Origin of the sequence: Streptomyces sp. NPDC058371, assembly GCF_042723265.1 — a bacterium.
Classification (GTDB): domain Bacteria; phylum Actinomycetota; class Actinomycetes; order Streptomycetales; family Streptomycetaceae; genus Streptomyces.
Window position 1 is genome coordinate 1 of record NZ_JBHXJC010000011.1, and the last position, 12,146, is coordinate 12,146.

The 12,146-nt window shown below is 70.8% G+C and carries 15 protein-coding genes and 1 pseudogene; 10 read left to right on the plus strand and 6 right to left on the minus strand.

What is annotated here, in order from left to right; all coding sequences use genetic code 11:
* A pseudogene (locus ACFWM2_RS27560) lies at window positions 1-108 on the plus strand (alpha/beta hydrolase); the annotation flags it as partial.
* A 34-nt stretch (window positions 109-142) separates the two neighbouring features.
* Window positions 143-874 (plus strand): PIG-L deacetylase family protein, encoded by a 732-nt coding sequence (locus ACFWM2_RS27565; protein ID WP_383285384.1) that lies wholly within the window; start codon window positions 143-145, stop codon window positions 872-874.
* Between the two features lie 6 nt (window positions 875-880).
* On the opposite strand, the gene ACFWM2_RS27570 is transcribed toward ACFWM2_RS27565, so the two are convergent.
* From ACFWM2_RS27570 to ACFWM2_RS27590, 5 genes are all read right to left on the minus strand, one after another.
* Window positions 881-1,549, minus strand: coding sequence for a DNA methyltransferase (locus tag ACFWM2_RS27570; protein ID WP_383285387.1), 669 nt, complete (start codon window positions 1,547-1,549; stop codon window positions 881-883).
* An 89-nt stretch (window positions 1,550-1,638) separates the two neighbouring features.
* Window positions 1,639-2,172, minus strand: coding sequence for a DUF6879 family protein (locus ACFWM2_RS27575; protein ID WP_383285390.1), 534 nt, complete (start codon window positions 2,170-2,172; stop codon window positions 1,639-1,641).
* A gap of 302 nt (window positions 2,173-2,474) precedes the next feature.
* Window positions 2,475-2,723: an acyl carrier protein gene (locus tag ACFWM2_RS27580; RefSeq protein ID WP_383285393.1), complete on the minus strand. Its 249-nt coding sequence runs from the start codon at window positions 2,721-2,723 to the stop codon at window positions 2,475-2,477.
* 139 nt (window positions 2,724-2,862) lie between these two features.
* A complete protein-coding gene (locus ACFWM2_RS27585; RefSeq protein WP_383285396.1) occupies window positions 2,863-3,318 on the minus strand; it encodes a Zn-ribbon domain-containing OB-fold protein in 456 nt (151 codons plus the stop codon).
* A gap of 131 nt (window positions 3,319-3,449) precedes the next feature.
* On the minus strand, window positions 3,450-4,127 hold the full coding sequence (locus ACFWM2_RS27590; RefSeq protein WP_383285977.1) for a TetR family transcriptional regulator: 678 nt from the start codon (window positions 4,125-4,127) through the stop codon (window positions 3,450-3,452).
* Window positions 4,128-4,365: 238 nt separating this feature from the next.
* Between ACFWM2_RS27590 and ACFWM2_RS27595 the strand changes: the two genes are divergently transcribed.
* The 6 genes from ACFWM2_RS27595 to ACFWM2_RS27620 all read left to right on the plus strand — a co-directional run bounded on the left by ACFWM2_RS27595 (window position 4,366) and on the right by ACFWM2_RS27620 (window position 8,895).
* Entirely contained in the window at window positions 4,366-5,037 is a 672-nt protein-coding gene (locus ACFWM2_RS27595) for a hypothetical protein (RefSeq protein ID WP_383285399.1), read from the plus strand.
* A 35-nt stretch (window positions 5,038-5,072) separates the two neighbouring features.
* The gene (locus tag ACFWM2_RS27600; protein WP_383285402.1) at window positions 5,073-5,828 is read left to right on the plus strand and encodes a YcnI family protein; all 756 of its coding nucleotides are present in this window, start codon (window positions 5,073-5,075) and stop codon (window positions 5,826-5,828) included.
* Window positions 5,829-6,057: 229 nt separating this feature from the next.
* Window positions 6,058-6,447, plus strand: coding sequence for a cell division protein SepF (locus tag ACFWM2_RS27605; RefSeq protein WP_383285405.1), 390 nt, complete (start codon window positions 6,058-6,060; stop codon window positions 6,445-6,447).
* 107 nt (window positions 6,448-6,554) lie between these two features.
* Entirely contained in the window at window positions 6,555-7,760 is a 1,206-nt protein-coding gene (locus ACFWM2_RS27610) for an AAA family ATPase (RefSeq protein ID WP_383285408.1), read from the plus strand.
* 86 nt (window positions 7,761-7,846) lie between these two features.
* Complete coding sequence (locus tag ACFWM2_RS27615) at window positions 7,847-8,230, plus strand: nucleotide pyrophosphohydrolase (protein WP_383285978.1); 384 nt, start codon at window positions 7,847-7,849, stop codon at window positions 8,228-8,230.
* Between the two features lie 182 nt (window positions 8,231-8,412).
* Window positions 8,413-8,895 carry a DUF6099 family protein gene (locus ACFWM2_RS27620; RefSeq protein ID WP_383285411.1) on the plus strand — a complete coding sequence of 161 codons (483 nt, stop codon included), beginning with the start codon at window positions 8,413-8,415 and terminating at the stop codon, window positions 8,893-8,895.
* A gap of 335 nt (window positions 8,896-9,230) precedes the next feature.
* Here ACFWM2_RS27620 and ACFWM2_RS27625 read toward each other — a convergent pair whose 3' ends face one another.
* Complete coding sequence (locus ACFWM2_RS27625; protein ID WP_383285414.1) at window positions 9,231-9,899, minus strand: TetR/AcrR family transcriptional regulator; 669 nt, start codon at window positions 9,897-9,899, stop codon at window positions 9,231-9,233.
* Between the two features lie 56 nt (window positions 9,900-9,955).
* Between ACFWM2_RS27625 and ACFWM2_RS27630 the strand changes: the two genes are divergently transcribed.
* Together ACFWM2_RS27630 and ACFWM2_RS27635 are read left to right on the plus strand one after the other, a co-directional pair.
* On the plus strand, window positions 9,956-11,404 hold the full coding sequence (locus ACFWM2_RS27630; protein WP_383285417.1) for an MFS transporter: 1,449 nt from the start codon (window positions 9,956-9,958) through the stop codon (window positions 11,402-11,404).
* Complete coding sequence (locus tag ACFWM2_RS27635) at window positions 11,401-11,796, plus strand: cupin (protein ID WP_383285420.1); 396 nt, start codon at window positions 11,401-11,403, stop codon at window positions 11,794-11,796. Before ACFWM2_RS27630 ends, ACFWM2_RS27635 begins: the two co-directional genes overlap by 4 nt.
* The last annotated feature ends 350 nt before the right edge of the window (window positions 11,797-12,146 follow it).

The window sequence follows — 12,146 nt, forward strand, 5'->3', positions numbered from 1 at the left end:
GGCGCGGGCCACAACATCAGCCTCGGCCAGGCCGCCCGCTCCTACCACCTGCGCGCACTCGCCTTCTTCGAGGAGTGCCTGCAATCCGCCCAGGAGACCACTCCGTGAAGGCTCGGCCGACGCGCACCCTTGGAGAGGCACCATGACCAAGCCGTACGAACCGATGCCCGAGGACTGGCAGCGCGCGCTGTGCGTCGTCGCGCACCCCGACGACCTGGAGTACGGGCCCGCTTGCGCGATCGCCAGGTGGACCGCACAGGGCAAGTTCGTCGCCTATGCCGTGGTGAGCCGCGGCGAAGCCGGGATCGCCACCATGGACCCGGAGGCCACCGGCGCGATGCGCGCCGAGGAACAACTGCGGGCAGCGGCCGCGGTCGGGGTGCGGGACGTGGACTTCCTCGGCCACCCGGACGGCATCATCGAGTACGGCCTGCCGCTGCGCCGTGACATCGCGCGTGCGATCCGCAAGTACCGCCCGGACGTGCTGGTCACCATCAACTTCTACGAACGGTGGCGCAGCGGCGACTGGAACACCGCCGACCACCGCAACGTCGGCGTCGCACTGCTCGACGCGGCAAGCGACGCCGGCAATCCCTGGGTCTTCCCCGAACTCGTCGGCGAGGGCTTCAAGCCGTGGGCCGGCGTGCGCTTCCTGGCGGTCGGCGGTTCCCCGGAGTCCGGGCACGCCCTCGACGTCACCGATGGCATGGACGCCGGTATCGAGGCGCTGGCCGCTCACGCCGGCTACCTGGCGTCGCTGCCGCCGGACAACCCGATGGCCGACGTCGCCGGCTACCTCACCACCAAGCTCACGCGCTTCGGCGAGCGCTTCGACAACGTGCCGACCATGCCGTTCGAGATCATCGGTGTCTGATCCGCATCAGGCGTCAGGAGCGGAGAACAGCAGGCAGTAGTCGCCGGTGAGGCTCTCCGAGGGCGTACTCCAGTCGAAGTAGATCTCGCCCTCGAACTCGAGCACCGCGGACAGCGCATGCCCGATGTCGAACGCCAGCGGGGTGACCTTGCCGCTGGAATCACGGAAGTTGCCGACGCAGACGCCGATCCGGCCGCCCGGGCGCAGATGCTTGCCGATGGTGCCGAAGATGTCCGCCAGCTCGGCGAGGTAGTGCCCGTACGAGCCGTCCATGGTGCGGAACGCGGTGAGCGGGTTCTCCGGGTGGTCGTGCCGCGCCATGTACGGCGGGCTGGTCAGGCACAGATCGAACTCGCCGAGCCCGAGCCGGTCCCAGTCGCGCACGTCGCCCGCGAGGAAGCGGCTCGCCGAACCCGCCGGCAGCCGGGCGTTGCTCGACGCGACGCGCTGTTCCTGCAGCTCGATCCCGGTGCCGACGCGGCCGAGCCGGTCGGCGACGACGATGGTGGTCCCATAGCCGGAGAACGGGTCGAGCACCCGGCCGCCCGGCGGACTGAACGCCTCCACGACCGGCCGGATCTGCGCCTCGGTGAAGTGGATGTCGTTGCGCGCACCCGGCGGCCGCTCACGTACCTTGTCCGCGCTGTCCAGGTGGAGCAGCCGGTGTGCCGTCATGATGTCCTCCTACGACGAAGACGACCCGTCTCCCGTCACCGCGGACGATGCCCGCGGTGACGGGGGAGGGGTCGTCGGGCGTGGTGAGCTCAGGCCGCGTCCTGCTCCTTGCGCGGCGGCGTGTAGTCGGCGTGGTCGATGGCGCGCTCCCACACGCTTTCGAACGCCTCTTTGCACTGCTTGATCAGCTTCGGGTCCTCGGAGAACTCGTGCGGGCCCCACGAGCCGTCGCCGTGGAAGTTGGTGAAGCGCACCAGGCTGTCGTCGAACACCCAGAAGTCGTTGCCCGGCAGCAGCAGGTCCGAGGCGCGCTCCCTCGGCAGCCAGCGCACCTTCTCGCCGGCGGGCACGTTGACGATCGTGGTGGTCTCCCACTCGTACTGGATGAAGTCGGTCACCGGCTCGGACACGATCCGCGCCCGTCGCCAGTCGACGCCGCGCTTCGTGACCTCCTGCACCAGGTCGACCCAGTCGGTGTGCCGGTCGTACTCGATCGGGATGCCCTTCTGCCAGTCCACGAAGACCGGCCCCTTCGGGGTGTAGATGTCGCGCGTCTCCAGGTGGAGGGCGGAGTGCTTGGCCTGCGAGATCAACTCGGCGAAGGCCGGGAAGTTGCTCGACATGGGAATCTCCAATCCAAGGTCTTGCGTGGGTGACGTCGAACCGACTGGCGAGCGCCTCGACCGGCAGCTCCACCTGCCGCAGCTCGGCGGAGCGCGACGCGGGCACCGGATCGCCGGCGCCCGTCAGCACCTGCGCGGGCGCAGCCGATTGGCGGCCGCCGGCGATGCTCCCCGTAAGCGGTCGGTCGCCTGCTCGACTTCCGGGGCGCGGTCATCCGAATGCACCGCCCTTCGCCAGTGCCCGCGGTGGGAGGCGAGCCCATGGCCTTGACCCCAGTTGACAGGTTCGGCCTCGAACCGGGCTAGAGGACTGGTCCGGTCCCGAGCCCGAGGAGCAGGCGGTCGGCGAAGGGCGCCATCAACGACTGGAGGCGCCGGCCAGGACGCGGTCCGCCAGCTCGCCGATGGTGACACCGGCCGGTTCGGCGCCGGATGTCCACCCCGTACTCCCGCTTGACCGTGGCCATCAGGTCGGCGACGACGAGCGAGTCGATCTCCAGCGTGTCGATGGTGGTCTCCGCGGAGATGGTCTCCTCCGGTATCACCGGCACCGGCACCGGCACCGGCACCGGCACGGCCGTCCGGACGCGCGACGGCCTCCTGCTGCGGGCGGTGGAGCGGCCGCAGCCCGTGCTCGTGCTCCGGACAGGTATGCGGAGTTCGCTGTGCTCTGCGCGGTGTGGGGGCCGGTCAGTGGCCGAGCCCGAGTCCGTACGGATCGTCGGACAGTTCGAACACAGGCTCGCCGCGTACGGGGTCCTCGGCGACGGTGAGATGGACGCGGCCGCCGGGGTGGATGGCGATGAACGGGCCCTTGACCCGGCCGCGGACGGTGAAGCCCTCGGCCAACTCGATGAGGGAGACGTTGCGGGCGGCCGGGGTGTTGCGGCGGACCACCGAGGTGCTGCGGACGATGCCCGTGCCGCGGCTCTGCTCGGTGCGCAGGTCGCTCGACGCGCAGACCGGACACAGCAGCCGGTGGAACATGGTGGTTCCGCACCAACGGCACCGCTGAAAGGCGAGGGTCTCCTCGTGCCGCGCACCGGGCCGCGTGAAGGTGCTGTTCTCGACGGTGGCGAGGGCGTCGCCCTCGGGGGCGTCGGCGTCCAGTACGTCCGTCGTGATCCCTGTTCCCGGGTGGAACACGATGCCATCTCCCTGCACTCGGCCGGAATCTGAGGTGCCCGGATCGCCGTGCACAAGCGTCAGGTTATGGCACTCAGTGCCAGGCGTAAAGACACTCGGTACCCTTTGATGGGCCGCCGCCAAGCAGGGAGTCAGTCGCCGGCCCAGGCGGACTCGATCTCCTGGACGACCCGCCACATCGGAGCCCCGCGCCGGGAGATGACGACGACCACGTCCTCCCCGTCCGCCGGCTCCTGGGATGCGCCGTCCGGATCGTCCGCGCCGAAGATGCGCCGTACATGGCGCAGTGCCTGGTCGACCTCCACCTCGGCCTCGCCCTTGCCGGCCGAACGCAGCCACGAGCGCAGGGCGTTGTTGTGCGCCGCGACCACGGCGGCGGCGATCACGTCGGCGCGCAGGGAGCCGTCGCGCCGGCCCGAGAAGCGGGCGCGCAGGTGGGCGGCGAGCGCACGTTCGTACCGCCAGACCACGGAGAGCTCGTAGGCGCGCAGGCCCGGGACCTGCTTGGTGAGGCGGTAGCGCTGCACGGAGAACGTCGGGTTCTCGGCGTACATCCGCAGCACGAGCCGGGCCGCGTCGCAGACCCGCTCGATCGGATCGCCTTGGTCGGAGGCGGAGTTCAGGAACGCGGTCATGTCGGCGAGACAGCGCTCGTGGTCGGGGAAGACCACGTCCTCCTTCGACGGGAAGTACCGGAAGAAGGACCTCCGTCCCACTCCGGCCAGCGCCACGATGTCGTCGACCGTGGTCTGTTCGTACCCCCGCTCCAGGAACAGCTGGAACGCGGCCGCGACCAGCGCGTCGCGCATCGGCGGCTTCGGCGCCGGCGCCCCGGCCGACGGGCCCCGGCGGGATGTCTCGCTCATGCGGGGAAACTAGCACCGAAGTCCGCAAATGACACTCAGTGCACCCTGAGCAGGGAACTCAGTGCCATGAGGGTGGCGGATCTGGCTCTCCGTGCTCGCCCGTTCTCCCTGCGTTTCCCCTCCTCTCGTGGATGGGGGAAACGTGCGTGGTGCTCACGGGCGCATGGCAGGATCCGTCGCCATGAGTGTGTCCCTGGTGGTGCGGAGCGTGCGCGCGGCGGTGTTCGCCGTGGTGTGCGTACTGCTCGCGGTCGGGGGACACGCGCTGGCCACGGGCGGTCCGCCGCCGGTGTGGGTGGACGCGGCCTGCTTCCTCCCGGTCTTCGCCGCCAGCTGTGCGCTGGCCGGCCGGGAACGCTCGCTCGCCGCAATAGGCGCGGCGATGCTCGCCGCGCAGAGTGCGCTGCATCTCGCCTTCGACGCCGTCCAGTCGAGGGCGATCGCGTCTCCGCCGCCCGACGGCGGCCCGGGCTCGGCCGGCCCGCCGGGCATGGGGTCCGCCATGGGGCACGGGACGGCCCACGGCGCGGGCATGTCCCCAGGGCACGGCATGCGGATGGCGATGGCGCACACACCGCACGCCATGACCTCCCACGCGGTCGCCGCGCACCTCGTGGCCGCCCTGCTCGCGTCCTGGTGTCTGCGGCGCGGTGAGGCCGCCCTCTGGTCGCTGCTGCGCCGGGCGGGCGCGCTGGTGCCGGGACTGGTCGCCTGGTGGCGACCGCGAACGCTGCCCGTCCGCTCCGCCGCGCGCCGCACGTACGCACCCCCGCCGCTCCCTGCGTGCCGCCTCCTGCTGCGGCACGCCCTGTCCCGCCGCGGCCCACCGGCCCGAATCCCGTATGCGACCTGACCCCCCTCATCCACCAGTACGGAGATTCCCCAGCCATGTCCCCGACACGCACCGCCCCCGGCCGCACCGCCCCCGGCCGCACCGCCCGGCGCCGCGCGACCACCGTCGCCGCACTCGCCACTGCCGGTGTGCTGACCGCCGCGGGCGCCGCCTTCGCCCACGTCACCGTCCACCCGGAGAGCTACCCGAAGGGCGCCACGGACGGCGTCCTGACCTTCCGTGTCCCCAACGAGGAGGACACCGCCAGCACCACCAAGGTGCAGGTCTTCCTGCCCACCGACCACCCGGTCCTCGGGGTGCTCGTCACGCCCCAGGACGGCTGGACCGCGAAGGTGACGACCACGAAGCTCAAGACGCCGGTCAAGACGGACGACGGCACCATCACGGACGCCGTCTCCGAGATCACCTGGACCGGCGGCCGGATCCGGCACGGCCAGTACCAGGACTTCAATGTCGCTTTCGGTCAACTGCCCGACAACACCTCCCAGTTGACCTTCAAGACGCTGCAGAGCTACTCGGACGGAAAGGTCGCCCGCTGGATCGAGGGGGCGCCCGAGGGCGGCGCGGAGCCGGAGAACCCCGCCCCGGTCCTCACGCTCACGGCCAAGTCGGCGGGGGAGGGCGGCACCCCGGCCTCCTCGCCGGCGGACAAGCCGAGCTCCAAGTCCGAGGCGTCGTCCAGTGATTCGACGGCCCGAGGCCTCGGCACCGCGGGCCTCGTCGTCGGCGTCCTCGGTCTGATCGCGGCCGGAGTCGCCCTGACCCGCGGCCGGTCCGCCCGCTCCTCGTAGCCCGAGCCGTCACCATCCCGCCGGCGTCGGCTTCCGTCGGCGGGACGGTGGCCGCTCACCGTTGCTGTCCCTCGGGGAGCGGAGCACCGGCGGACGCGGTGAGTCGCAAAAGTCGACAGAAGTGACAACGGTGCTGTCGCCGACCGTGTCGCTGTTGGGCCGAACGGGTGACCATGCGTAAGAATCGAGCGGTGCAGACAACCAGTGCGAGCCAGGACGGGGATGGCCAGTGAACAGCCACGACGTCACCGATGAACAGTGGGAAGGGCTCGCCCAGGTCGTTCCGTTGCGCGGCCGGAACGCCTGGCCCTCGTCCGTCGACCACCGGTCGATACCCGAGGCGCAGACCGAGGCGCGCCGCCGCTTCGTCGTCCTGCGGGTCAACGTGTTCTCGGACGCCCGCGAGGTCGCCGAGACACTGATGGCCGGCATCCCGGTCCTGCTGGACCTGACGAGCGCGGAGAGCGATGTCGCCAAGCGGGTGCTGGACTTCAGCACGGGCGTCGTATTCGGCCTGGCGAGCGGGATGCACCGGGTCGACCGGAACGTGTTTCTGCTGACACCGCCGGGCACCGAGGTGAGCGGGCTGATGGAGGGAGCGGGGCTGCACGGGACGTGACGTGCGGCGGTCCCGCGGGGCGCGTCGACCCGGGGCTCGTCCCTCGATCGTAGGAAGGTGGCCCCGGCGGAACGGTTCGCCTGCCGACGGAGCCCTACCGTCCGGATATGACCGCGCCATCTTTTGTGCCGTATACGCCAGTTGCCCCTGACGCCGGACCGGTCGGGGCGGATCCCGCCGCGCCCCGACCGGGACGGCCGAGCGTCACGCACCTGCGGCTCTCCGCGTTCGCGGGACACCGAGGGGCCGGATTCGAGCTGGGGCCGCTGACGCTCTTCGCGGGCCCCAGCGGCAGCGGCAAGTCCACAGCGCTACGGGCGTACGAGGCGCTCGCACGGCTCGGCGGCGGAGCCGAACTCGCCGAGGTGTTCCCGGACCCGGCCGCCTGCGTCCCCGAACGGGCCCGCCCGGACGCCCAGCACCGGCGGGGCTTCCGCATCGGCTGTACGGCCGACGGGCCCCAGGGACCCGTACGGCTGGACCTCGCCGTACAGGCCGAGCCCGAACTGCGCATCGTCGGCGAGCGATTGACCGCGGGTGGACTCGTCCTGCTCGAGACCGCCCTGCGGGATCCGAGCCGCCCCGCCGTCCAGGCCGCCTGGTACACCGGCGGAGCCTCCCCGGTGACCCGCGGCCCGCTCCCCGACGACCGCCTCGGCACCGCACTGCTGCCGCTGCGCGTCGCGGGCAGGACGGACGGCCAGCGCCAAGTGCTCGCCGCCGCCGAGCAGATGGTGGTCGCACTGCGGTCCGTCTTCGCCTGCGACCCCCGGCCCCGCCGTATGCGGGCGCCCGTGCCCGTCGGCGGCGGACGGCTGCTGCGTGGCTGCGACAACGTCGCCGACGTACTGTGGCGCACCCGCTCGGAGTGCGGACGGCGGCACGGGCTGCTGGTCGCGGCGGTCCGCGCCGGCTGCACGGGTCCGGTCGCCGATCTGCTGTCCGAGCCGAGCGTCGACGGCAGGATCCGCGGACTGCTCGACCGGGGCGACGGCCGCCGTACGGATCTGCGGCTGCTGGGGGACGGCGAGTTGCGGTATCTCGCCCTGGCCCTGGTGCTGCTCACCGGCCCCGGAGTGCTGGAGGTGGACCCGGCCGGCGAGGTCCCGGCGGCGCTCCAGACCCTGACGGTCCTGGCGGACGGCTTCGACCGCGGTATGGACCCCCGTCAGACCGGAGAACTGCTGCGGCTCGCGGCCCGGATGTGCGAACGGGGCCACATCCGCATGGTGGCCGCGGTGAGCGACACCTCGGCGGTCCCGGGGGCGACAGTGGTGAGCCTGGGGTCGGCGGACGGGGCGGAGGAGGGATGAGGCGGCGACGGCGCGGTGACGGGGTGCCCCCAGTGGGGGTGCCGGATGCCGAGCCGCCGGGCGCGGGCGGCAACTCTGCGACCCCCATGGGGGTGCCCAAGGCAGCGACGAGTGCCACCAATGGTAGATCTGGGAGCGTGAAGGAACTGGACGTAGCGCATCTGCAGCACCGCCTGGCCGAGTTCGCGGCATCGCGGAACTGGGGTCGCTACCACACCCCCAAGAACCTGGTCGCCGCGCTCAGCGTGGAGGCGTCCGAACTCGTGGAGATCTTCCAGTGGTTGACCCCGGAGGAATCGGCGCGGGTGATGGAGAACCCCGATACGGCGCACCGCGTGACCGACGAAGTCGCGGACGTACTCGCCTATTTGCTCCAGCTGTGCGAGGTGCTCGGCATCGACCCGCTCGCGGCACTGGACGCGAAGATCGACCGCAACGAGCGGAGGTTTCCGGCGCCGGAGGGGCCCTGAGCGGGAGCGGGCGCATCCATTTGTCACTCTCCGGAGTCATCGAGTTGTCCACAGCCAACTCTGTGTCCACAGATTTCGGGCTTCCTCTGGCTTTTCGTCCCGTCGACCCTCACTCTGGGTAGTGGACAACGGAGTTCGGGCGGACGTGCGAATTCAGCGCGTCGGACAGACGGGGGCAGCGCATGGACGCTGTGCGGCTCATCGCGGCGAGCAGACGTGCGCTGGCGAGGAGCGGCGAGATACCGGAGACCATGACGGAGGTGTGGCAGGCGCAGGCTCTGGCGCAGGCGATCGGCAGCCGCCTGGCAGTGTCGGGACCACCCGAATTACGGGGCGAGGCGCTGGGTTTGACCGAGCTGGCCGGCAGAGGCTGTGGCGTCCTGGACGTTCCGTCCATCGACGTCGGAGACTTACGCGCCGCCCAGCTCACCGACCTCGGCGACGCCCGCCGGACCCTCCTCGACCTCGGCGGCCTCCTCGGTGAGGTCGGCATCGCCCTCGTCGGCATCGCCTGCGCGGCGGATGACGAGAGCACGTACTGGCAGTGCATGGAGGCCATCGACGCCGCGGACGAGTCCCGCGACCGCGTCCTCGAAATGCTCCGCCGCTTGGCAGCCCGCGACCAGAACCAGGGGGTGGCGGAACGGGATCCAGCACCGGGTTGAGCACCGAGCGAGCCCCAACTGCCCGGCGGGTGGCACGGAGGCCTCAATTATCGCTGGGCACAAATCTGCCGCTCGGGTGTTGCCGGGGCATGGATCAGCCCCTCGGGTGTTGCCGGGGCAAACATCAGCGCATCCGGTGCCGCCGGGGTGAATATCAGACCCTCGGGTGTTGGGCTGTCGTCAACGAGTGGCGAACCAAGTGACAAGTAACCTGCCGGCAGCTTTCAGGGCTTCGCCGCGGCGGTCGTTTTGCCGACACTCGCGGACGCATGAGATCCAGTGCGGAGCGCGTCCGGCCAAGGGGCAGGCGTACACCGCCGAGCGGCGGAGGACCGTCAGCGGACGGTGAGGAGGCCGGCCACCAGAGCCCGGAGCCCGTCCAGGTAAGTGTCCTCGCCGGTCAGCGGTGCCCAGCGGTCCGCGACCTGCGCCAACCGTGGCAGCTCACCCGGGTCGAGATTGCCGAAGACTTGCTCCCTGTAGGTCGCACGGTCATCGTCTGCGCGGCGCCGGGCCGCCGTCGCCCGGACCACGATCTCTCCAGCGGTGTAGTACCAGATCGCGCGGTAACCGTGCACGGCCCGGTCGGGGGACAGTCCGCATTCGACCAGGCCGTCGACGATCTGCTCGACAAACCACAGCGCTGACGTGGACATCAGGTCATCGGCGGTCAGCACTTCCACGATCCAGGGACAGGCGGCGAGCGCCTCGTGGATCGCGGCGGCGGCAACGACGATCCGCTCGCAAGGGTGGGCAGGCAGTTCGGGTCGGCGCAGCGCCCGCGCGGCGTAGTCGTCCAGCAGCAGGACGAGCAGTTCTTCCTTGTTGCGGACGTGGTGGTAGAGCGCCATCGGCGTACTGCCGATCTCCGTGGCCAGCCGCCGCATGGTCAGCCGGTCCACGCCTTCCTCGGTCACGATCCGGCGGGCCGTCCCGATGACCTCCTCGCGGGAGATGCGGGGAGGTCGGCCAGGGGATTTGCGCGGTGCGGACGGCTGCGGCATGCGCCCATCATTCCCCAGGTGTCGACAACGCCGATCCCTGAAGCTAGTTTTCTTACATGTATAAAAACTCGCGTGGGCGACCCGGAGTGGTCCTGGCGGCGGCGGCCGTCGCCCAGTTCGTCTTCGCCCTGGACATGTCGGTGGTCAACGTCGCACTGCCCGCGATCCGCACCGCGTTGGGATTCGCGCCGCTCGACCTGTCGTGGATCGTGCACGTGTACGCGCTCACGTTCGGCGGACTCTTGCTACTGGGCGGCCGGGCTTGTGACTTATACGGCCACCGTCGACTGTTCCTGGCGGGCTTGGCCGTCTTCGGGCTGTGCTCCCTGGTGGGCGGACTGGCCCAGGCGCCCTGGCAACTGATCGCCGCCCGGGCCGGTCAGGGGGTGGGTGCTGCCGCGGCCGCCCCGGCCGCGCTGGGGATGCTCACGACCACTTTCCCGGAGGGCCCTCGGCGCGTCCGGGCGCTCGGGGTATGGAGCGCGGTGAACGCCGCAGGGGGAGCGTTGGGGGTATTGGCAGGTGGTCTGCTGACCGAGTACGCGGGGTGGCGCTGGGTGATGCTGGTCAACCTGCCCGTTGTCGTGGCGGCTGTCGCGCTGGTTCTGGCGGGTGTGGCCGCCGGGGCGCAGCCCGCCCGGGGCGAGAAGGTGGACGTGCTCGGCGCTGTCCTGGCGACCGGAGGAGTCGGGCTGCTGATGTTCGGTGTCGTCCGCACCGACGCCCGAGGATGGGGGTCCCCGGCCACTGTGGCGACCCTTGCCGCCGCGGCCGTGCTCCTGGGCGCCTTCACCTTCGCCGAATCCAGGGCCCCCGCACCGCTGTTGCGCCTCGGCCTGTTGCGCAGTCGCTGGGTGGCCGGCGCCAACGTGCTGGTCTTCTTGGCCGCGGCCGGGCAGTTCACGGCGTTCTACTTCGCGTCCCTTTACATGCAGCAGGTCCTGGGCATGGGTTCGGCGGCGACGGGCGCCGCGTTCCTGCCGTTCTCCGTGAGCCTGGTCGTGGGCACCGTCATCGCGACCCGCGTCACCACGACACGCACCTCCCGAGCCGCCCTGGTTCCCGGCGCTCTGCTGGCCGCCGCGGGCTTGGCCTGGTTCGCCTTCATCAGTCCGCGAGGCGGATTCCTCACCGACGTGCTAGGTCCCTGCGTCATCACTGGTATCGGCGTCGGACTGGTTCTGGCCCCGGTCGCCGCCGCCGCGACCACCGGCGTCGCCTCCCGCGAGGCCGGCATGGCCTCCGGCCTTTTCAACAGCTCCCGCCAACTCGGCGGCTGCGTCGGCCTGGCCGTCCTGGCCACCATCGCCGCACTCCGCACCGGCACGGCCACCGACCCCGCCGCCCTCAACGACGGCTATGCCCTGGGCCTGGCCGTCACCGCCGGCCTCTTCGTACTCGCGGCAGCCGTGGCGATCGGGGTGTTGCCCCGACATCAGGCCGCCATGTCTGCCCCGCAACCCTCCGCCCCCACAAAGAACCGACTGGAAGGAACGCCATCATGACGACGGCCCCCATCGACCTGTTCGTCTCTGCGCTGCAGTTCCACCCCGACGGCGATGTCCGAGCCGCCGACCGGCAGATGACGAGCAGCGACTCCGGCGCCTGGCAGATCGCGACCTTCCACGTGGAGACCGACGTCGACGTCCACGCCGACCACTGGGAGATGCACCCGGAGGCCGAAGAGGCAGTGTGCTGCCTGGCTGGCGGCGTCCGCCTCTACTTCCGTGCCACCACGCCCGGCGGCGCCGAGGACATGGTGCAGTTGGAGGCAGGCACCGCAGTGATCGTCCCCCGCGGCCGCTGGCACCGCCTGGAGCTGAACACCCCCAGCGACCTGATGTCGATCACCCTTCGCCACGGCACTCGCCTCGAAAAGTGCACCAACACTCACTGACCGGGAGGTGGCCCGACAGATTCGCTGCCGGGCCACCACGAGCCTCGCCCAGTCCTCATGCGTTCCAACAGCGCTCCGTTTGACAGCCCTCGTCGACTGCACCGGGATTCCACACTGATGAGCTCGCGAATTCAACTGTCGCCAGTTCCCCTGTCTGGTGGACCTGGACATGACCGCCATGCGCAGGGGTGCCACGGGGCAGGCCGCTTGGCATCCAGCCGTCGCCTGAACTGATCGTCCGACGCCGCTACCAGGCCCGTCCACCCCGCCGGACTGCTTCGCCGATGGTTCGTGCGCCGCGTACAGCTGTGCATCTACCGTCCAGCCCGAATACCGATCACGGGGGCATG

Excerpts from the sequence above, each read along its gene's own strand:
- ACFWM2_RS27600 (WP_383285402.1), top strand. The coding sequence starts at position 5,073 with ATGTCCCCGACACGCACCGCCCCCGGCCGCACCGCCCCCGGCCGCACC.
- ACFWM2_RS27590 (WP_383285977.1), bottom strand. The coding sequence starts at position 4,127 with ATGCGCGACGCGCTGGTCGCGGCCGCGTTCCAGCTGTTCCTGGAGCGG.
- ACFWM2_RS27630 (WP_383285417.1), top strand. The coding sequence starts at position 9,956 with ATGTATAAAAACTCGCGTGGGCGACCCGGAGTGGTCCTGGCGGCGGCG.
- ACFWM2_RS27615 (WP_383285978.1), top strand. The coding sequence starts at position 7,847 with ATGGGGGTGCCCAAGGCAGCGACGAGTGCCACCAATGGTAGATCTGGG.
- ACFWM2_RS27565 (WP_383285384.1), top strand. The coding sequence starts at position 143 with ATGACCAAGCCGTACGAACCGATGCCCGAGGACTGGCAGCGCGCGCTG.
- ACFWM2_RS27610 (WP_383285408.1), top strand. The coding sequence starts at position 6,555 with ATGACCGCGCCATCTTTTGTGCCGTATACGCCAGTTGCCCCTGACGCC.
- ACFWM2_RS27575 (WP_383285390.1), bottom strand. The coding sequence starts at position 2,172 with ATGTCGAGCAACTTCCCGGCCTTCGCCGAGTTGATCTCGCAGGCCAAG.
- ACFWM2_RS27620 (WP_383285411.1), top strand. The coding sequence starts at position 8,413 with ATGGACGCTGTGCGGCTCATCGCGGCGAGCAGACGTGCGCTGGCGAGG.
- ACFWM2_RS27595 (WP_383285399.1), top strand. The coding sequence starts at position 4,366 with ATGAGTGTGTCCCTGGTGGTGCGGAGCGTGCGCGCGGCGGTGTTCGCC.
- ACFWM2_RS27635 (WP_383285420.1), top strand. The coding sequence starts at position 11,401 with ATGACGACGGCCCCCATCGACCTGTTCGTCTCTGCGCTGCAGTTCCAC.
- ACFWM2_RS27570 (WP_383285387.1), bottom strand. The coding sequence starts at position 1,549 with ATGACGGCACACCGGCTGCTCCACCTGGACAGCGCGGACAAGGTACGT.
- ACFWM2_RS27625 (WP_383285414.1), bottom strand. The coding sequence starts at position 9,899 with ATGCCGCAGCCGTCCGCACCGCGCAAATCCCCTGGCCGACCTCCCCGC.